The organism is Sphingobacterium sp. UBA1498, assembly GCF_002325125.1.
GTDB lineage: Bacteria > Bacteroidota > Bacteroidia > Sphingobacteriales > Sphingobacteriaceae > Sphingobacterium.
Genome location: NZ_DCRG01000002.1, coordinates 1 through 18,438, shown reverse-complemented (window position 1 = coordinate 18,438; position 18,438 = coordinate 1). Strand labels below are relative to the sequence as shown.

19 protein-coding genes and 2 pseudogenes are annotated in these 18,438 nt (G+C 36.4%); 9 read left to right on the top strand and 12 right to left on the bottom strand.

Translation table 11 applies throughout. The annotated features are described in order from the left end of the window. Window positions 1-46: 46 nt before the first annotated feature. Together B3139_RS01395 and tmk are read right to left on the bottom strand one after the other, a co-directional pair. On the bottom strand, window positions 47-508 hold the full coding sequence (locus B3139_RS01395) for a hypothetical protein (protein ID WP_293879451.1): 462 nt from the start codon (window positions 506-508) through the stop codon (window positions 47-49). A 43-nt stretch (window positions 509-551) separates the two neighbouring features. After that, window positions 552-1,187 carry a dTMP kinase gene (gene tmk / locus B3139_RS01390; protein WP_293879450.1) on the bottom strand — a complete coding sequence of 212 codons (636 nt, stop codon included), beginning with the start codon at window positions 1,185-1,187 and terminating at the stop codon, window positions 552-554. A 390-nt stretch (window positions 1,188-1,577) separates the two neighbouring features. Between tmk and B3139_RS01385 the strand changes: the two genes are divergently transcribed. From B3139_RS01385 to B3139_RS01365, 5 genes and pseudogenes are all read left to right on the top strand, one after another. Then, window positions 1,578-1,871 (top strand): hypothetical protein, encoded by a 294-nt coding sequence (locus B3139_RS01385; RefSeq protein ID WP_293879449.1) that lies wholly within the window; start codon window positions 1,578-1,580, stop codon window positions 1,869-1,871. Continuing rightward, entirely contained in the window at window positions 1,846-2,757 is a 912-nt protein-coding gene (locus tag B3139_RS21505) for an RHS repeat-associated core domain-containing protein (protein ID WP_414711820.1), read from the top strand. Before B3139_RS01385 ends, B3139_RS21505 begins: the two co-directional genes overlap by 26 nt. 76 nt (window positions 2,758-2,833) lie before the next feature. Continuing rightward, a complete protein-coding gene (locus B3139_RS01375) occupies window positions 2,834-3,091 on the top strand; it encodes an Imm32 family immunity protein (RefSeq protein ID WP_293879448.1) in 258 nt (85 codons plus the stop codon). 65 nt (window positions 3,092-3,156) lie between these two features. Next, window positions 3,157-3,513 (top strand): annotated as a pseudogene (locus tag B3139_RS01370) (DNA/RNA helicase domain-containing protein); the annotation flags it as partial. Next, a complete protein-coding gene (locus B3139_RS01365) occupies window positions 3,461-3,991 on the top strand; it encodes a S24 family peptidase (RefSeq protein ID WP_293879447.1) in 531 nt (176 codons plus the stop codon). The pseudogene B3139_RS01370 and the gene B3139_RS01365, both read left to right, overlap by 53 nt. Here the strand turns inward: B3139_RS01365 and B3139_RS21500 are convergent. Both B3139_RS21500 and B3139_RS21495 read right to left on the bottom strand, forming a co-directional pair. Next, entirely contained in the window at window positions 3,957-4,139 is a 183-nt protein-coding gene (locus B3139_RS21500; RefSeq protein WP_409530108.1) for a macro domain-containing protein, read from the bottom strand. The genes B3139_RS01365 and B3139_RS21500 overlap by 35 nt on opposite strands. Before the next feature lie 196 nt (window positions 4,140-4,335). Beyond that, window positions 4,336-4,512 (bottom strand): thioredoxin-like domain-containing protein, encoded by a 177-nt coding sequence (locus B3139_RS21495; RefSeq protein WP_409530109.1) that lies wholly within the window; start codon window positions 4,510-4,512, stop codon window positions 4,336-4,338. A 288-nt stretch (window positions 4,513-4,800) separates the two neighbouring features. Here B3139_RS21495 and B3139_RS01360 point away from each other — a divergent pair, with 288 nt between their 5' ends. Then, the gene (locus B3139_RS01360; RefSeq protein WP_293879446.1) at window positions 4,801-6,360 is read left to right on the top strand and encodes a Fic family protein; all 1,560 of its coding nucleotides are present in this window, start codon (window positions 4,801-4,803) and stop codon (window positions 6,358-6,360) included. Window positions 6,361-6,497: 137 nt separating this feature from the next. On the opposite strand, the gene B3139_RS01355 is transcribed toward B3139_RS01360, so the two are convergent. Continuing rightward, window positions 6,498-7,505, bottom strand: a complete 1,008-nt coding sequence (locus tag B3139_RS01355) for a TlpA family protein disulfide reductase (RefSeq protein ID WP_293879445.1) — start codon at window positions 7,503-7,505, stop codon at window positions 6,498-6,500. Window positions 7,506-7,800: 295 nt separating this feature from the next. Further along, window positions 7,801-8,036: pseudogene (locus B3139_RS01350) on the bottom strand (transposase); the annotation flags it as partial. A 255-nt stretch (window positions 8,037-8,291) separates the two neighbouring features. On the opposite strand from B3139_RS01350, the gene B3139_RS01345 reads away from it, so the two are divergent. After that, window positions 8,292-8,675, top strand: a complete 384-nt coding sequence (locus tag B3139_RS01345; protein ID WP_293879444.1) for a hypothetical protein — start codon at window positions 8,292-8,294, stop codon at window positions 8,673-8,675. A 73-nt stretch (window positions 8,676-8,748) separates the two neighbouring features. Here B3139_RS01345 and B3139_RS01340 read toward each other — a convergent pair whose 3' ends face one another. Beyond that, window positions 8,749-9,981, bottom strand: coding sequence for an IS256 family transposase (locus B3139_RS01340; protein ID WP_293879443.1), 1,233 nt, complete (start codon window positions 9,979-9,981; stop codon window positions 8,749-8,751). Window positions 9,982-10,258: 277 nt separating this feature from the next. Here B3139_RS01340 and B3139_RS01335 point away from each other — a divergent pair, with 277 nt between their 5' ends. Beyond that, window positions 10,259-10,543 carry a polymorphic toxin type 23 domain-containing protein gene (locus B3139_RS01335; RefSeq protein WP_293879442.1) on the top strand — a complete coding sequence of 95 codons (285 nt, stop codon included), beginning with the start codon at window positions 10,259-10,261 and terminating at the stop codon, window positions 10,541-10,543. An 841-nt stretch (window positions 10,544-11,384) separates the two neighbouring features. Here B3139_RS01335 and B3139_RS01330 read toward each other — a convergent pair. Genes B3139_RS01330 through B3139_RS01310 form a run of 5 tightly spaced genes read right to left on the bottom strand, consistent with a single transcriptional unit; the run spans window position 11,385 to window position 17,716 of the window. Continuing rightward, window positions 11,385-12,863, bottom strand: a complete 1,479-nt coding sequence (locus B3139_RS01330) for a S41 family peptidase (protein ID WP_293879441.1) — start codon at window positions 12,861-12,863, stop codon at window positions 11,385-11,387. 9 nt (window positions 12,864-12,872) lie between these two features. Then, window positions 12,873-14,480, bottom strand: coding sequence for a thiol-activated cytolysin family protein (locus B3139_RS01325; RefSeq protein ID WP_293879440.1), 1,608 nt, complete (start codon window positions 14,478-14,480; stop codon window positions 12,873-12,875). 2 nt (window positions 14,481-14,482) lie between these two features. Continuing rightward, entirely contained in the window at window positions 14,483-15,499 is a 1,017-nt protein-coding gene (locus B3139_RS01320) for a thiol-activated cytolysin family protein (protein ID WP_293879439.1), read from the bottom strand. Beyond that, window positions 15,486-16,613 carry a thiol-activated cytolysin family protein gene (locus B3139_RS01315; RefSeq protein ID WP_293879438.1) on the bottom strand — a complete coding sequence of 376 codons (1,128 nt, stop codon included), beginning with the start codon at window positions 16,611-16,613 and terminating at the stop codon, window positions 15,486-15,488. Before B3139_RS01315 ends, B3139_RS01320 begins: the two co-directional genes overlap by 14 nt. Continuing rightward, window positions 16,610-17,716 (bottom strand): hypothetical protein, encoded by a 1,107-nt coding sequence (locus B3139_RS01310; protein WP_293879437.1) that lies wholly within the window; start codon window positions 17,714-17,716, stop codon window positions 16,610-16,612. The genes B3139_RS01315 and B3139_RS01310 overlap by 4 nt, the downstream gene beginning before the upstream one ends. 505 nt (window positions 17,717-18,221) lie before the next feature. Here B3139_RS01310 and B3139_RS21490 point away from each other — a divergent pair. Continuing rightward, window positions 18,222-18,422 carry a DUF4372 domain-containing protein gene (locus tag B3139_RS21490; protein WP_414711819.1) on the top strand — a complete coding sequence of 67 codons (201 nt, stop codon included), beginning with the start codon at window positions 18,222-18,224 and terminating at the stop codon, window positions 18,420-18,422. Window positions 18,423-18,438: the final 16 nt, after the last annotated feature.

The following is an 18,438-nucleotide window of genomic DNA, read 5'->3' as shown; positions in this document are numbered from 1 at the left end:
TCATTGATCCTTCAAAGAGACTGTTAATAATACATATATGTTATTATCAGTCTTTCGATTTAATGTAGCTAAGAAAAGTTTCCAGTATCCTTTCAAATACTTCGGGTGAATAGTTTTCTAATTCTAAGTTGTTTAGAACTTTGAAATAGTTCAAATCGTCTGATACAGGAAGAGGATTGACTGTCGTTTCTGATTTTAATAACCCGTATGATATAATACCCTCTATTTCATTGAGTATTAAATCTTGTTCGTCAAATAATTCTTTATTCAATTGTTCATAATCTGTAGTAAAATCCTTAACACCAAGTTTTCCATTAATAATCGCCTTTATAGCTATTAATATAACTTCTATTGCTAATTTGTCATCAATACCATGTTTGGAGGCTTTACCAGCCTGAAGCATTAAAAGATCCACAAAAGTATCGGGTCTTGCTATCCTCCAGAATAATCCCTCTTGCTTGATGTTCTCTTTTAATGTGGAATAGATAGACGATATTTTATTTTTCATTATTGATCATCCTTTCAATAATTTAGTTATACACAATTGCTAATTACCTAACGACGAATTGTAATTCTTTGACTTTATCGAAAATATCACCACTTACTTCTTCTATACTACGACTACCATCTATAATTGACACATTTTCTACATCTTTTAGATGATCAAAAGCTTCATAATACTTACTCCTTACTTTTTTTAGATTTTCAAGGTTTTCAAATATTTCTAAAGAGCTTCTATCTTTATTTAATCGCTCCATACTAACTTCCGGTAAAACATCTATATAAATATTTATGTCAGGTTTTAAAAGATTTTGACTAATTGAGTTTGCTTCAACTAACCACTCTAAATCGATATCATCAGCATGATACGCATATGAAGAAAAATAATATCTATCACATACTACAGTATAGCCCTCTTCTAGTTTTTTTAATATTCCATTTACAGGATTTAAAAGGTGATCGATTCTATCTGCAACGAATAAAGCTGCTATTGCTCGATTATCTGAAATAATTCTCCGATTGAAAATATTCCGTATTAAAGAGCCAATAGGACTATCGGTAGGTTCAAATGTGCTATATATCTTGTGCCCTTCCTTTACAAGTTTTTCTTTCAACAATTTTGCTTGGGTACTTTTACCACTACCATCAATACCTTCAAAAACTATAAATAGATTGTTTCGCGTCATTACATCTCGATATTAGTACGCAAATATAGCTTAAAATAATTTTTGATTTACGCTGCATTCAATAAAATCTTTTTTACGTGAATAATAGTGGCATTTATTACAAAATTCACAGTGGGTAATATTTGTTTTATTTTCAATATATTTGGAGAGGTAATCGTCCGCTAAAATAGGTCTACCTATAGAGTAGGTTCCCATTTCCAGAAAATATTCGTGTAATGTTAATTGACTTCTTAAAGCAGATTAAAAATGACCTACCTACACCGGATATATTTGCTGCAATGGGAATAAAAGGAGCAGATGCTAATCAGATTTGGCTACTATTCTAAATGTTTTTGAAATAAAAGAAGAAGAGATATAAAAATTTTATTTAATTGTTCCATTACACAATTCATGTTAAAGTCTCTGACAGGTTTTTCTTGGACTAAGCAGGCTGAGGCCGACGGAGAATTGCACAAAGATGTCATTATAGGGTATTATATCCGTCCCCGGAATGCAGATGAAAAGACGAAGGGTACGTGGCATCCCGAAGTCAAAGTGCTGGGCGTACGAAGATGCTGGGATAGATCAGGTGGGATGTATTTACACTGCTTAACTAGCACTACCGATTTTATTTGCAAGTCCAGGTACGGCGACAGCACCGGTTGCTACAGTGATGCAGATGCAGGATTACTATCCATTCGGTAAGACGAAATCTATTGCAACGAGTATCAATAATAAGTATCTTTATAATGGCAAGGAGATGCAGACTGACCTGAATGGTGGTGCGCATACCTTGGGAAGTTCTTATGTACTGGAAGGGCAGCTGGATTACGGAGCACGTTTTTATGATGCGGAGATAGGAAGATGGAATGTAGTTGATCCGGCAGCGGATATGATGAGGAGGCACAGTCCGTATAATTATGCTTTCAACAATCCGATCAGGTTTATTGATCCTGACGGGATGGCACCTAGAGCTGGTCAACATGGTATGTATTATGACTATGATGAACAACGATACCGCGATGAGCAAGGGAATGATGTAAGCCTTGATCAAGCCATGGCTTATCATCAGCAAGGAGGAGATGATGGTTGGTTGCAAAAGTTAATGGCTAAGATGGGTATTGGGTCGGGGTCAGGTCCTAAGAATGCTGAGGAAGCTCAACAGATTTCATCAAATAGATCTGTCGTTGATAAACTTAGTAAAAAAGCTGATAAAGCTGATGAAGAGATTTCTGAATGGCCGGTTCTTGGAGGGTTATATCAATTAGTGAAATATGGCTCTGGTAGTTTTTCAAATAAACCAAATTATCTTTTAGCTGGGATTGGTTTTTTATCAACAGGGTTAAATATTTCAGGTGCTAATGATATTACCATTACATATAAATCTTTAGCGAAATTAGGTCTTAGAGACGGAATGAGGATGTCTGCAAATGAAGTGCTGGATATGGCTCAACAATATCTTGGAAAGGGATACAAAGAAGCAGTTCCAGGGAGTGGGAGATTTATTTCTTCTGACGGTAAAAGACTATTTAGAATGGGAGTGAGTGATATTACAGGTGCACATGGAGGAGGGCCGCATGTCAATTTCTAAACTTTAATTCCTAATCCCGCTAAACAGGGAAAAATGATGGTGAAAGATAATTATCACATATTTTTAATTGATTAAAATGACTATAGATGTTATAATACCTGAATATTCAGAAGATAAGGGCTTTCAAATTACTTGGGAACATGGGTTTGAAATCGAGGCAAAAATAGAGGGCGGATCTTTAATGATTTCAGCTAATAAAGCGGCACTTGTTTCAATAGCAAAGCAATTATTGACTCTAGCTCAGGATAATGTGCCTAAAGACTATCATTATCATTTGGATGAGTACAATTCCTTAGAAGAGGGATCGATACCATTAATTTTTCATAAGCTATAGCTCTTTTTAGGATAAGCTTGAATGTGAAATTTATTGAATTATAACAGGTTTTCCACAAAGAAGCAGAGACAGGACTGTCCAGATTTGTTGCAGGCTTTAGCTGGGAATATAAGACCAAGGATAAAAAAAATAGGCACCTTTACGATATGACCATTGAGGGAATAGATCTTCGTTGGAATTCGACAGCTAAAGATTGGATCAATTCAAAAAATGCGATAAATGAAGTAGGGAGTATACATACCGTATTTGGCAATGACCTAAATTATATTGCTATCGTCTTTGGTAAAGAGATCGATTATGATCCTATTGCTAAAACTATCGTGTTGTATCGGGATGAATATAAGGATACAAATGGTAAGAATAGCACCGATGTTGGATTTATTATTCTATGTCAAAAATATCTACAAGACATTGATGTTTAGAGGGATTAGGGGCGTCTACATTTATGTGTGTAATCCAAATCTTAAAGCCTATTTAAGTCAGCATATGGAGGTTGTGACAGGTAATAGCGAAAACGAATCACAAGTCATTCCTTCATGTCGTATTAGTTCCGAACCTACAGCAGGCTCTATACCATATTACGATCTAGAAATCGCAGCAGGCAGTTTTTCCAAGTTACAGCAAAGTGAGACTTTGCAGTATATTGAAGTTGAAGGACGCTATCAGGATCCAAAACGTTATTTTGCCTGTAAAGTGATTGGGGAATCCATGAATAAGATTATTTCCAATGGTTCGATCTGCTTATTTGAACGTTATCAAGGTGGTTCCAGAAACGGATTGATCTGTTTGGTTGAATCTAGTAGTTTTAAGGATCGCGATTTTGGAGCCAATTATACCATTAAAAGTATTCCAGTCAAGTCCACCATTACCAGCTCCCAAAGGGGGGGGGGATGGCAATAGATCTAATATTTCTTTGTTTTATAATTTTGATTAGATCTCTTAATCCAGCTTCTATATAGGAGTATTCAGATCGCTTTCTCCAGATTGTCTTTGTTGGGAAATTAATTATAAGTTTGTTCCCGCCTAAGAGGTTTTCTTCCTCGTACACGAATAACTTGCCGATACCGATATCTCCGTTTTTACACGCTTACGATATTCTTTGTAGTTGCCGGGATATTCATTCTTAAATTGTAGTGCAATACCTTTTCCCGTTACACCATCCGTATTAACAGTATTAACCAACGCCTCTGCATTGGAATCGAGTGAATTTAATGGCCTTGATTGCGTTGAAGTCTAATATATCTTCAATTTGTCCAATCATATTTATTGTTTCTTTGATATTTTTGCCATTCTAAAATATTTTCATCTGTTGAAAGACCGATAACTTCGACTTTTTTATCTTTCAATGATTTCGAAATTAACTTCATTTTCGTATGGTCATCCCTGCATGGGGTGCAGCCCAAATACCAAAAGTCCAGCAAATAATATTAAAGGGAACGGACATGCTCCGTGAAGGCGGTGTTCTGGCTTTCATAACTTCTCAGGTGTTGCACAAATGCCTCTATTTAGTATGAGTTTTACAGAATTGTAAAGTTTACGAAAATTCTGTATTATTTAAAAAAAACACTGTTTAATATAATTACCACATCATAATAAAATAAAATAAACACGTCTTGTTTTAATAAAAAAATCACAACAATATTTACTAAATTTATCACATCTATTTTTAATAAAAATAACACAGCAGTGTTTAATAAATTTATAAGGTTATGGCAACACCACGTGAAAGATTTGTAGAAGCCTTAAAATTCTTGCAAGAACTACAGGAAAAGGGGATTGTAAGCATTCATACCGATGATATGCCGAACCGGAAATACCGTGAGATACTTTCCAAGAATGGTTTTATACGAGAGGTAGCTAAAGGATGGTATATCACCACCAGTCCGGAGGAAAAGGATGGTGAGACAATAGCCTGGTATAGCTCTTATTGGGATTTTATTGCTGTATTTCTGGAAAGAAAGTATGGTGATAATTGGTGCCTGTCTGCCGATCAGTCACTATTGCTACATGCGGCCAATCAGTCGGTACCACAGCAATTGCTTGTTCGTTCGCCGCAAGGAAACAACAATCCTACGCCGTTGCCACATAATACTTCATTGTTCAATATGCGTGGAGAGCTGCCATCTGCAGATCAGCTTATGGTAACTCCAAATGGTATCCGGATGTACAATCTACAGTCGGCATTAATATACAGTTCTGCCAGCACCTATACCCGTAATGCTATTGATGCACGCACAGTATTGTCACTGATACGCGATGCTTCGGAGCTTTTACCAGTACTTCTAGAGAACGGACATACTACTTTAGCCGGACGCCTTGCCGGCGCTTTCCGTAATATTGACAGGGACAAGATAGCCGATCAAATTATAGACACTTTTAAGCAGGCAGACTATGATATCCGTGAAGAAGATCCTTTTGAAAGCAAACTGGACCTAAAGTTGTCCACCCGTGAACGTTCACCCTACCCAAACCGTATACGCCTGATGTGGACACAAATGCGTGAAGTTGTGATCAAAAGCTTTCCTGCTTCACCCGGCATTCCAGCCAATCATGATTTGTATATTAAAAATATAGACGATATATATTTGACAGATGCTTACCACTCACTATCCATTGAGCGTTACCGAGTAACGCCCGAGCTTATTGCCAAGGTAAGTTCAGGCGAATGGAATGCCAAGGAAAATGAGGAAGACCCTAAGCAACGTGATGCGATGGCTGGCAGAGGCTATTATCAAGCTTTCCTTTCTGTAAAAGAAAGTATAAGAGCTGTTTTACAAGGGAAAAATGCCGGTATACAAGCAGATATGGATCATTCAAAATGGTATAGAGAGCTGTTTGACCCAAGCGTAACTGCTGGAATACTGAAAGCATCAAATCTTGCCGCTTATCGTAACCATCAGGTATATAAAGGTAATTCCAAGCATGTTCCACTTAGCGTAGACGCTATGAGAGATGCTATGCCTATATTGTTTGAAATGCTCGAAGAAGAACCAGAAGCATCTGTTAGGGCTGTTTTAGGACATTTTATATTTGTATTCATTCACCCTTACATGGATGGTAACGGACGTATTGGAAGATTCTTAATGAATGCCATGCTGGCTTCTGGAGGCTATCCTTGGACAGTGATACCCGTGGAAAGAAGAGGTGAATATATGCAAGCGCTTGAAAAAGCAAGCGTAGATCAAGATATTGCTCCTTTTGCTGCTTTTGTTGGTTATCTGGTTAACGAGGGAATGAAAGGAAAAGCTGTAGCTGAATTGCCGGCATAACTATACCTTTTCAGTGATACAGATAAATATGCAGTGCTTTTGGAGTGTAAAAATGTTTTTACTGGTAAAAGAGATCATAAAATATTTGAGAAATCACAGAATAAAATTATGTAGAGCTTTTAGAGTCTGAAAATAAATTATTTTAGTTTATCCAAAAAATCATATTGAAATTGATCAATATTTGCAAAAACACCTATAAAATTATAGTTACTGTCTATGAGAAAATAAGAAGGATAAGAACTTATTTTAAGATCATTGAGAAGCATATTTGTTTCAGGTACTATATAATTTGTCCAATCATATTCATTGTTTCGTAGATATTTTTGCCATTCTAAAATATTTTCGTCTATTGAAAGACCGATAACTTCGACTTTTTTATCTTTCAATGATTTCGACATTAACTTCATTTTCTTATGGTCTTCCCTGCATGGGGCGCAGCCCAAATACCAAAAGTCCAGCAAATAGTACTTAGCTTCTGGCATTTTTGCTCTATCGTTTTTATTAAACCGGTCAATGAACACATATTGGTCGAGGTTTATCCGGTCAATGTTTAAGATCACATTCAATTTTCCAACAACATTCTTATAGTCACTTCTATCGAAAAACTGATCGCCCTGTAGATCAAAAACTTGTTTAAGCGGAATCAGGTTACTTTTATTTATTGAATTAGTCATAAGAAAACTATCACCAATCTCAAAAGAAAAAGGAGTATTGATAAACCTTTTGATCTGTCCTAATTTAAATAAATTCCTTTTTTCTTTGGGTAGTTGTCCTAGCTGTACGTAGTAGTCATCGACCTCTCGTTGAATACTAGAGTTTAAAATCGAATCAATAACTAAGTCATCTTCCCCTAAATGAGCGTATACTGTTATTTGGCCGTCATTAAGCCATAATGCATGCCTATACATTTTTTCCCCTATAAAATAACGAATCCAATACTGCTCAACTTTAGGTGCTCTGGTAAAATGGTATTTTAAAGTGTCACGATAAGAGTTCGTAATGATCTCATTTTGATATGTATCAAACATATCTGCCGCAGTAATTCTATCTTTATCAGGACCTGTCATTATTACCGTCACAGTTGTTTGGGACAGCAAAAAATTAGGAAAAAAGGTTACTATTATAAACGTTAGAAATATTCTCATTGTGTATCCGGTTTTGTCAGTACTTTCGGGGCGAGCGAACTCATACTGCTTTCAGTTGGTTTATTTAATGTTTTTTTGGAAGCGAAAAACTTGGTAATAACTTTCATAGTTAGATAGTTTTTTCTTCCCAGCTCCCCCCTAAAGTAATAGCCAGCTCATCCCAGTCCTCCACGTTTTTGAGTCTCGCATCTAGAGAAAGTCCTTTCAACTGCTCTATACGTTCCTGTTTCAACTGATCTTTTGTGAGGTCGGCAAGATGGAGATAAAGCTGATAGTTTTCTCCCACTAAATAGGTAACCATTGTTCTATGTTGCGAAGGCTTTAAAACTTTTTTTAATACATCCTGCAGGATCTGTTTGTCTAGACTAAGATCTGTCACAAGCTTATTCTGCTGCGCATTCTCTTCTTCCAGTTGTAGAATCTAGCCTCGCTGATACCCATTTTTCTGCAGACCTCTTCCACTCGGGTACCTGTCTCGGACTCTTTGATCGCAAAGGCGAGCTGTGCTTCGGTAACCTGTGATTTTTTCATCGTTTTTCCTCCCTTTTAAAATTAGTAATTCATAACCGAATTCCCTATTTTTAAATGCTCCACCTTTTTGTAGAGAGGTCACACTTAATGATGCCGAAATTAATTTTAAAAATGAAAAAATCACCTATAGTGAACTTCATGATCTAAGAGCAACATATTTGAGCTTTGAGCGAGAAAAGATAAGATCAATGTATAATTGTTATTTCCACATATTGTTAGTAAACAACATGATAAACAATTTGTAATAAAATTTTAATGATAAATGAAAAAATATCCTTTTTGACTCTTCTGTCAACAATTTCCTTAGGTATAGCTTATGGGCAAGAATCTCTTGAGATCTATAGAAAGACGGATACCGTTCCAAAGGTAGTCTACAGAGTACTTGATAATCGAGCGCATTCTATAATTGAAATCCAAGGCAAAGATTATTTGGATGATATTGTACCGACATTGAAAGCCGAAGGTATTAATTCGATAGGGCACAATACTGAGAAGAAAGCGTTGGTGGTTGAACTGAAACCTGGATATAAACCGGTTTTAATAAATTTGTCTACATTAAAAAACAAATATACCAACGTAAAATCTGAACGAGTATTATTTAAAATTGATGATCGGGTTGTTCAACAGAATCCCGGGTAGTGTAAACTGAACTGTGTCACAGTACTCCTTTTAGGGTTCGGGATTAAGAGGCTGAAAGCCTCAAGCCCGAACCCTAAAAGGAGTTGCCGAAGGCTTTGATCCTATCCCCAAATTTAATATGTAATTGTTGCATTGTCAAACCCCAATTTCGAATCGGCATGGTCCATTTTTTGGAAATATCTTTTATAGCCAGATATACAAGCTTTAACAGTGCCTGATCCGAAGTAAATGCCCCCTTGGTCTTGGTGACTTTTCTGATCTGACGGTGCATAGCCTCGATCGCGTTCGTAGTATAGATTGCTTTTCTGATGTCTGGGGTGTATTCAAAATAGGTAGAGAGATTTCCCCAGTTATCCAGCCAGCCTTTGACCGAAAGCGGGTATTTTTTGCCCCATTTATCCTCAAACTCCAATAGTTTTTCATAGCCCTGTTCCTGATTATTGGCCTGATAAACAGGTTTCATATCGGCAATAACGGCTTTTTTATCTTTTTCCGGCACATATCTTAGGCTAGAGCGTATCTGGTGTACGATGCAAAGCTGAACCTGTGTTTTGGGGTAGATGGATTCGATAGCCTCCGGAAAACCTTTCAGACCGTCCACGCAGGCTACCAGGATATCCTCCACACCCCGTTGTTTGAGATCGCTCAGAACCGATAACCAGAACTTGGCACCTTCGTTCTCCGAAAGGTAGATGCCGATCAGTTCTTTACGGCCATCTTGATTGACTCCCAAGATATTATAAACCGCCCGGCTCTGCACGCTGCCATTATCCTTGACTTTGTAGTGCATGCAGTCCAGAAAAACAAAAGGATAGACCGATTCAAGCGGACGGTTTCGCCACTCGTTCATCGCAGGAATGATCTTGTCAGTGATGTGGGAAATTTCTGTAGCAGAGATATCCATCGCGTACATCTCCTTAACATAGCTGGAAATATCACGCGTGCTCATTCCTCGGGCATACATTGCTAAAACATTGTCTTCCAGTTCTTCGGTGATAATCAGCTGACGTTTAGGGACTATCTTAGGTTCAAAAGTGCCATTACGGTCACGGTTACTTTCCAGTTCAAAATGGCCGGACTGAAGACTTCTGACCGTCTTTTTTGTCTTCCCGTTTTTACGGTTGTTTTCTCCAGAGGCTTTGCTTTCCTCGATATGATGATCAAGCTCGCCCTCAAGCATCGATTCCAAAAGGTGTTTCAGCATCGGAGCAAAAACACCATCAGTACCGCCCATCTTTTTACCGGCGTAAAGCTCCTTCATCGCTTCCGCTTTGAAGCGCTCAAAATCAAATTTCTCGTTTCCCATTATTCTGTGTCTAATATAAATATTCTTTATCTGACAGTTTAATTTACACCCTCGAATCCCGATGAAGTTTTAGTTGATGAAAGTAATATCATGCTAATTTCTGTTTCACCTATTAAATTTACTGGTGACCTAGATGATTTATTCTTGATTACTATCTTTCCTCGAAGTGATAAAAACCTTAAAAACTTTAACACAATACGTCTTCGTTAAGTATGATTTATGCCAATCATATAATAATAGATCATTGTTTAAAATGTGATGCAGTTAATGATATCGATTGCAAATAAAAAGATCATTTACAAAATCTAGTAAGGGATGGGGATTTGGAGCCAACCAGAGCGTCACATTCCATGCGGGAGAATTTTCGCTATCAGCGGGATATGGTATCATAAATTACAGTGGCCATGCAGGCAGCGGTAAAGGCGGCTGGAATTCAGACGGTAAGAAATATTTAGCTATGATAGTAAGTGATTTAGTTTCAAATTACGGACGAACAGCTGGAAAGGTTTACATCCACAGAAAACAGGGATATTGGGTATCTGTAGTGGTGATTTTGCATTGACTAACGAAAATGATGACATTCCCTTTGCGAAAGGAATCCCACCCGTTTTATTGGAAGACAATAATGAACGAACACTTTACCACTGGTAGCGTGTTGCTGCATGCCCGAACTGATCAGTCCGCAGAGACCGTCGAATGATATTCGCATGTCGCAAATCGTTCATAAAGATAAAACGGTGCGAGCAACCCAAGGCAAACATCAATACAGACGGATCGGCTGTGAAGCAAGGGCCAGATCATTTTCGGTTTTTATACGCACACCGTTGGGCTAAATAATCTCAATATCATTCTTTCTTGGCTACTTAAAGATGCTTCTAAAGTCCCTCAGGGGAGTATCGTTTTCTTGACTGCGCGAGAACTAATAATAAGAGGTCGCTTCGTTGATCCCATTTTCCGCGCAGTAGGTTTTCTTACTTTACCCGCTCTGATGCCAGTCTGATATTATAGACAGCATCTGTGTTCTTTTTTCTTCTTTGTTTATACTTGGCTAAGCTCTAAGAGAACCTAAGTCAATATCTACTTGTAGGACGGATACACAGAATGGGCTAAAATGCTGAAGGATTAAGTTATTGCAACCACACTTTCAGATCGGATTTTGTTCCGATGCGAAGTGATAAACCTCACAGGGGGAAAGTTATAGAATGTAGCATAGAAAAACATTCTTGGACTAGTAACTTTTATAGGATACATTTGGACTGTATTGTGTATTTATTAGTGCCGAAAATGCTGCACTCCAACTTACCAATTACGCTGCATTCTTATTTACAATTTACATTGAGTGATAATTAAAGAACTATCACCAATTTAAATGAGTTAGATTTCATAATGTATTTTTATATACGTTAATGAGCGAGCGAGAATTCTTTGATTAGTATTGGTCTTTGTGTTATTTCCTGATAAATCTCTTGCATTTTAATTTTTTGGACTGCGGTAGGCTTTACATCCGCTTTAGTGCCAATTCTCATGCAGTGCTTTATGGCAGGGTCAGCGATGTCGCCAAAATCTTTTCTTAGATCATCTATCGTTGTCCAATCAGACAAAATCCCTTCAAAATAGTCGCCTTGATTTTTTGCATTAATATTTTGAAACATGGTGTAATATACACTATATCGCCCTATTGGTATGGCTATTGATCCGACTGGTTTTCCATAGGTATAAACTTTTCCCTGTTCATCATTATTCGAAACTCCAATTATTTCCATATCGACGTAAGGCTCAAGAGAGTTTATTAATAGTTCGCTTGCCGAGGCAGTTTCTTTGCTTACTATGAAGTAAACTTTTTTTAGCGTGTTAAAAGAACCTAATTTATTAAAAAAATAGATGTTGTTTTCTAGAGAATAATCAATATCATAAAAGGTTCCTACACGATTTTCTATAAAGAAAATAGGAACTCCCTCTTGATCAAGAACTGGTTTGTTTTTTAAAATTGTCGCTTTTCTTTTCTGCATTGTTTTGTTGTATAATTCCTTTCTATAGACCTTGTTATGAAGCTTATCAGTAATCATGTGATTAACAAACTCATCACAGCCACTCAAAAATCCACCCATATTATATCGGAGATCAATGATTAAATTTTTAATGTTTTTTGAGTCAAATGTCTGGAATATTTTGTCAAGATCATTGAAATGGGAAGGGAAGTTAAGTAGTGATATATACCCATAGCTGTCATTGATAATCTGATGATTTATAATAGAGTTTGGTGAGTAATTACTCTTTTCCAAAACAATAAACCGTTGTTCACTCGCATTGGTCAAATAAGAAATATCCAACTTATTACCGGCGAATGTATTTTTGTAATCTGTTATGTTTTGAGATTTCAATCCGTTAATTGCAAGAATTTCATCACCTCGTTTTAGTCCATTCTTCGCGGCTGGTGAATTGGGAATTACATATTTTACAAGCAGCGAACTATTGTTAATGTTCGTAATGTTTATCCCAAATCCGTTCAATAGATTATCTTTCTTTTGTTCCGGAGCTACAATTGTGGTATATTTACTTATTCCTTCGATATTGGATAACTCATATTTTCTTCCCGTTTGCCTGTTTTTCGCGAATTGACTTATATAAAACAAACCGGCTTGTATATTCTCCAATTCATCCGAAGATTTGAGTGTATTTTTGTAGTTATTAAAAGTTATTTCATTGGGTAATTGATTGTTCCAATAATATACCTGTTGTCCATATAAATAAATAGAGTCCACTAATGATTTGGCGGATTGATTATCTCTAACGACCTCTTCCTTTTCCTTTTTACAAGAAATAAAAGTCCCATAAAAAAGAAAAAGGAGAGTCGCCCTAATTAAAACATTGTAAAATAACATAGTCGATTGCTAAGAACCTTTTGGTGATCTATCTGGACGATCAGGCCTTGGAGGAGTTGTAGAAGGCTTATAGATATACACACGTTCTGCAACATCTCTATACTGTCCAGTGGGTGAACCGCTCAAACCACTGATCAATAAGACAGGTTTTATGATCATCTTATTACCTTGGGTTAGATTATAATGCGCTTCCGGCCCATAGATGTGCTGAAAAGTAAAACCTTCTCTAGGCGAACCTTCGCGTTGGATTCGCAAGAATTTTGTATCCGCATAAATTGGCGTACCCTTAGGTACATTAATTGGGATACGTGCATCTTTATCTGCAAAAAAAGATAAGTGAAGTTCATGTCGTGGAGCGGACTGAATATTAGGGTCTGCAATAAATTCCTGTTTAATATAAAACGGCTTAAAAGGAATTTTAATGGAAAAGTTACTCACTATAGTAGTATTGGTCTTGGCAGTTCTCATTTTAAATGCAATAGGAACTCCCGGCGTTGAAGCAGAAAAAGTCGTTCCGGTTTTTATTAGACCTATAAGTTCGTCAAAAGACCCCAATTTTTTAATAGTACTTTTACCATCTGCACCAGTAAAGAAGATTTGAAGATCCGCTTCACGAATTACCTTGTTTTCATCGGAGGTTAGTGTCTGTGTACCACTAACAAGTCCACCCATTACAGAAAATGCTTTTTTGAAAGTTGTTTTTAGTACATCCGTAGTTTCTTCGCTTTCGATTAATAGTACACCTTTTGAACCATATTTAACAGAACTTATATATCCTGGCAGCGTATTATTTAGTGCCCCCATATTCAAGTTTTCATACAATTCGCCAGGTTCAGGTAAGTCCATATCGACAGAAAAGTTTTCCTGAGTAAAAGATGCTACCAAACCGCTGGATTTACTTATTTGATCTGTTGCATTTGTACTTGTAGATCCAGATTTGTAAAAAATAGCTTTGACGTCTACATTGGATCCAAAAACGGTTTTTATTTCACTGAAATAGTTGAATTCTTTTATTTCATATTTAAAATTGCTTTTTTGGATAGTAGAAATACCATTTTGTTGCATTAATTTGCTAAAAAATTCTGACGTCGCCATTACATCAGGGGTAAAACTTCCAGAAACTGTATTTGCAGGGAAAGACACTGAAGCAAATATTGGTTTACTTGTGAAATGTCCCTCTCTTTCCGATAACGGGACAAATGAGAGATCCTGCAAAGTATTTCCTTTTATTAATGAGCCAAGGTGAAATACATCTAAGCGCCCCAACCATTCTGGTGTCATTAAAAATTCGTCAGCATAACCCTCAATTGTTTTTCCCGGTTCACTCACGTCCACCCAGAAATCACTTTTCTGAACATGTACAGCTCCAATTTTATTTCCCTTAGCAGCTAGAAGCAATGATTCGCTAGAACTAGAAGATGCTTTTTTATTTACTCCAGCTTGTGGTATCGGTTCATCTGCTATCATTCCTAATGAACCTTCGATCAGGACTTGTCCAAATGATGGTGCTTTAAAGTTTCCTACATGAAGGTTATCAGGTGCGCTTTCCTTTTGACAGGACGTGATCGCGAAAACACTTAAGAATATTGCTGAAGTATATATTGATTTGAAATGCATAATTAGTAAGATATTTTAAATAAGGAAAAGTCAGATAGTTCCCTGCATCTGAAAGAGATCGGGAATCCGGGATTAGATGCGGTAAATGTGCCAATATCCTGAATATAAGAAACGAAGGCATCATATCCGTTAATCTGAGTTACAGCCCCTGCGTTACTTCCTCCTACAAGAAAAACCCTTATAGTCGTATTGTTGATGATATTTATTTCTGAGGTAGTAAGAGATTCCGTACTTTTTTTAAAGATTTTTTTAGTTATTTTCTCAAATACACGGTTGGTTTCTTCCTTTGAATAATCGGATTCGATGGCAAGGACTCCCTTTTGTCCAAAAGAGACTGAACTGATATATACTGGTCTGTCACCTGTGGACAAGAGGTTTTTTAACGCAGTTTCTTCTATGAGTTCCGTAGCTTTTGGAAGCGACATATCGAGTGTGAAATTAACGATTTCAAATCCAACAACTAGACCATTTTTTTTTCTAATTGTTGTTAATTGATCAATGATTGAAGTATTTGTCGTCGAAAATAGACTTCTCGTCTTTACATTGTAACCAAACTCCTGCTTTAATTCACTGTAATCGTAGAAAGGCCTGGAGTAGTAATGGAAAGAAGATATATCTGGCCCCAAATTGGGGATAGCATTAAGGAGATCACGTGTTGCTTGCCTAAATGTAGATAAGCGCGGAATGGATATTGTCCTGCTTGTGCTACCTGCTAAAGATGAACTTATTCTGATAGGAAGTTTTGTGTATCCTGATATCGGATTAAATGTTGCACTGTCAATAATCTCCTTACCTTTTAGAATAACACCCAGATAAACGAGATCATAGTTGTTGTCCATCACTGTTATAGATGAAGACTCTAACATTGTCTTTGCCGAGGCTTTTGCTTGTAATTTCGCCGCTTTAGCTTCCTTCTGGTCGAGCGTTATCTCTTTGCTGCAGCCTATAAGGCCCACTAAGGTTAGTACTTGCCCTACGACAAGTACTAACTTGGATATTGATAATTTATTTATTGACATCGACCTTAAATATTGTCTTGAATAAAGAAAAATCTTTTAAGTTTCTCATACGGAAAGAGATCGGTCCTCCATATGACTTAGCTTGAACATTTGCACCTGCCAAGATCGCGGCCTTGAACTTTTCGTAACTGTCTACCGTCGCTGAATAAGCGGGACCAGGACCGAATTTCATATAGATCGTAATTTTTGCACGATCCAAGATCGCTTTTTGTGCAGCAGTCATGTGTGCATCAGCATTTACAATACCGATATTAATGCCCGCTTTAAACGCAAGATTAAACTCCTCATATGAAACATCTGTTTCGGCCATAAATACTCCCATTCTACCATAGGTAACAGAGTTTATATAAGTTGGTGCATATTCCTGCTGTAGGGCGTCCGCATCACTAACACTAATCAATTCGGTCTTTTTAGGCAAAGACATATCTAGTGTAAAGTTTTCTTGAACAAATTTTGCAATTATCCCGGTTTTATTTTTAATTTTTGTACTATTTCCACTAAGTGCGGCATTAGCAATCTTAGCTATATCTACATTTGCACCAAAAGTATACTTTAGTTCATTGTAATCAGTAAATTGACTCGATGTATACGAAAAGCTATTTATCTGTTCAACATTACCTTGGCGAGCTAAAACTTCACCTAAGAAATCCCTTGTCCCATCGATACTGGGAAAATCAATGATACCAGATACAGATGGTCCTGGAATTGACACGCTCGCACGGATCGGTAAAGGCTCCACCATTCTGGGAGGAAAGGTATTGAATTCATATTTGGATACAATAGCTTTGCTATTTAAGATCGCTCCAGGGAAAATAACATCTTGAGTTTCATCAGAAACCATAAAATTGTTTGATTCAACAAAATAAGTTCTTCCTAATTGATTGTTCCACACACTATCTCGAATAACTCCGCTTGATTTTACAGCATTAATATTATTAAAATTAGGGCTACTTGAAAGATTAACAATAGGATTCTCTGGAATTTTTGTATTCTGGAATACACGAAGCAATGAGTCTTGATCGATATTTTCCGTTACGGGTACTTGTACATCTTTTTGACAGGCGCTAAAAGATACAGCTAATAGGCTAATTACGGCAATGTTTTTAATTCTCATTTTTTAAATGTTAACTGATTAAAATATAACTTATTATTAAATTGTTCCAAATTTTTTGAATGGGTGGTTAGCTCAAATTGAATAGGACGACCATAGGATTCAACATTAAAGGTTTTGTCTTTTACATTTATCGCTATATCAATATAATTTTTAACGCGTTGTAAATTATCTAAATCACTTTTGTTGCCTAGCTCTTGTTCCGTATAGCCATAATAGTGAAAGTGAATTGCAGCCTTGTTAAGTACTGCTTTTTCCGCTTCTGTAAGATCATTACCACCAGTCAATTTGTTTATCAGGGGCTTTATCTTAGTTTCATCGGCATCGATGATCATCATCGCAAGTTTGCCATAATCTATAAATTGAACACGGGAAATGTTATCGTCAAGGATCTTTTGTAGTGGAAAATAATTTGTATAATCATCATCCAAGTAAGTAGATCTAAGACGTAATGTTGGGTTCAAAGCATAGTACAAAAGCCCATCTTGCTCTATTTTAGGATAAGATTTGTTGGTTATGTTAAAGAGTTTTTGTATGTCAACATCCTTTCCGAATATTAGTTTGATATTTTCATAATTATGAAACGAATAGATAAAATCTTTATGCCCATAATAGGGCATAGCCTTATTTGCTTTCAGAAACGATTCAATATGATCCTTTTGTGCATTATAATCAGTTAGGAGAAAATCATTTTTTACAAAACTTCCATCACCCGCGTTTAGTGCGAATCGGGTAATTATACGTTTTGAAGCAGGAATATATAGACTCGAACTAAATACTTTTTCATCAGAGTTTGCAGAAAGCGTAGAACTTGCGATTGGATATTGGTCGCCATTACCTTCTGGATACAAGAACGGGTGTTTCTGCGATTTGCCCAGTCTAAAGCCTAAAATGTTCTTTTTCTCAGCATCCCATATTGTATCTTCTATACTATGTCCTGAGATTGCTGCCATATTGCCGAAATCAAACTTTTTATAATCAATATTTGGTTCTTCAATTACTGGAGGTACTGGCGGCATACTATCCTTAGAGCATGCACCTAAAGCTAAAAGTAGCGTTGAACTTGCGAAAATAGAAAAAAGGTATTTAATGTTTTTAGTTATCATCGTTAATATTGTTGAATGGTTTGTTTTTTTTTTGAATATTAATTAGTTTCTGTCAATTGGTCTGTTTTTTATTTTTATGTTAAAATATCATTACCAGCACTCATTTAAACGATTTTTTAACATACAGTATTTTATTTTTTTTCAAAAACTTTTTGAGGAGCTGTTATCTTTCATTTTTATTTATGATTTAGCTGTGTAAAAGTAAATATTTACCTTATTATTTGCAAATATATAATTTAAAATGAAATTTACATATTAAATTTATATTGATTGGTCGTTAAATTCTTGATTTCTAAACTTAAATATCAGTTCTTTTATAGCGAGAGAATAAAACAAAGTCGGTGTTCAGCATCTTTTAATAAAGAAATTCATTATCGTCCAAAACGATTAAGAAAATCATATAAAAAAAGTGGTGAATTGCGATTTCAAAAAACGTTATATTGAAAATGCAATTACACCACCTCATCAATGGTAAGTATAAACGGTTTTCAGTAAACTTCTATCCTTGATAGACCGGGATATTTTTAAAAAGCTTGTATCCAAATACAATAGTGACAAACATCATAAAGGTCTTAACAGCTGGACACATCTGGTGAGCATACTTTTTTGCAATCTCTCCTGCAGCGATTCTGGCCGGGATATCAGTAACGGTCTTCGGAGTACCACGGGCAACATGAACCATATGGATATTTCCCGAGCTCTGTAACTGGTAAATACGATGT

Bases quoted from the DNA above. Each gene is read 5' to 3' on its own strand.
- B3139_RS01395 (WP_293879451.1), bottom strand. From the start codon at position 508: ATGAAAAATAAAATATCGTCTATCTATTCCACATTAAAAGAGAACATC.
- tmk (WP_293879450.1), bottom strand. From the start codon at position 1,187: ATGACGCGAAACAATCTATTTATAGTTTTTGAAGGTATTGATGGTAGT.
- B3139_RS01385 (WP_293879449.1), top strand. From the start codon at position 1,578: ATGTTAAAGTCTCTGACAGGTTTTTCTTGGACTAAGCAGGCTGAGGCC.
- B3139_RS21505 (WP_414711820.1), top strand. From the start codon at position 1,846: ATGCAGGATTACTATCCATTCGGTAAGACGAAATCTATTGCAACGAGT.
- B3139_RS01375 (WP_293879448.1), top strand. From the start codon at position 2,834: ATGACTATAGATGTTATAATACCTGAATATTCAGAAGATAAGGGCTTT.
- B3139_RS01365 (WP_293879447.1), top strand. From the start codon at position 3,461: ATGTTGGATTTATTATTCTATGTCAAAAATATCTACAAGACATTGATG.
- B3139_RS01360 (WP_293879446.1), top strand. From the start codon at position 4,801: ATGGCAACACCACGTGAAAGATTTGTAGAAGCCTTAAAATTCTTGCAA.
- B3139_RS01355 (WP_293879445.1), bottom strand. From the start codon at position 7,505: ATGAGAATATTTCTAACGTTTATAATAGTAACCTTTTTTCCTAATTTT.
- B3139_RS01345 (WP_293879444.1), top strand. From the start codon at position 8,292: ATGATAAATGAAAAAATATCCTTTTTGACTCTTCTGTCAACAATTTCC.
- B3139_RS01340 (WP_293879443.1), bottom strand. From the start codon at position 9,981: ATGGGAAACGAGAAATTTGATTTTGAGCGCTTCAAAGCGGAAGCGATG.
- B3139_RS01330 (WP_293879441.1), bottom strand. From the start codon at position 12,863: ATGTTATTTTACAATGTTTTAATTAGGGCGACTCTCCTTTTTCTTTTT.
- B3139_RS01325 (WP_293879440.1), bottom strand. From the start codon at position 14,480: ATGCATTTCAAATCAATATATACTTCAGCAATATTCTTAAGTGTTTTC.
- B3139_RS01320 (WP_293879439.1), bottom strand. From the start codon at position 15,499: ATGTCAATAAATAAATTATCAATATCCAAGTTAGTACTTGTCGTAGGG.
- B3139_RS01315 (WP_293879438.1), bottom strand. From the start codon at position 16,613: ATGAGAATTAAAAACATTGCCGTAATTAGCCTATTAGCTGTATCTTTT.
- B3139_RS01310 (WP_293879437.1), bottom strand. From the start codon at position 17,716: ATGATAACTAAAAACATTAAATACCTTTTTTCTATTTTCGCAAGTTCA.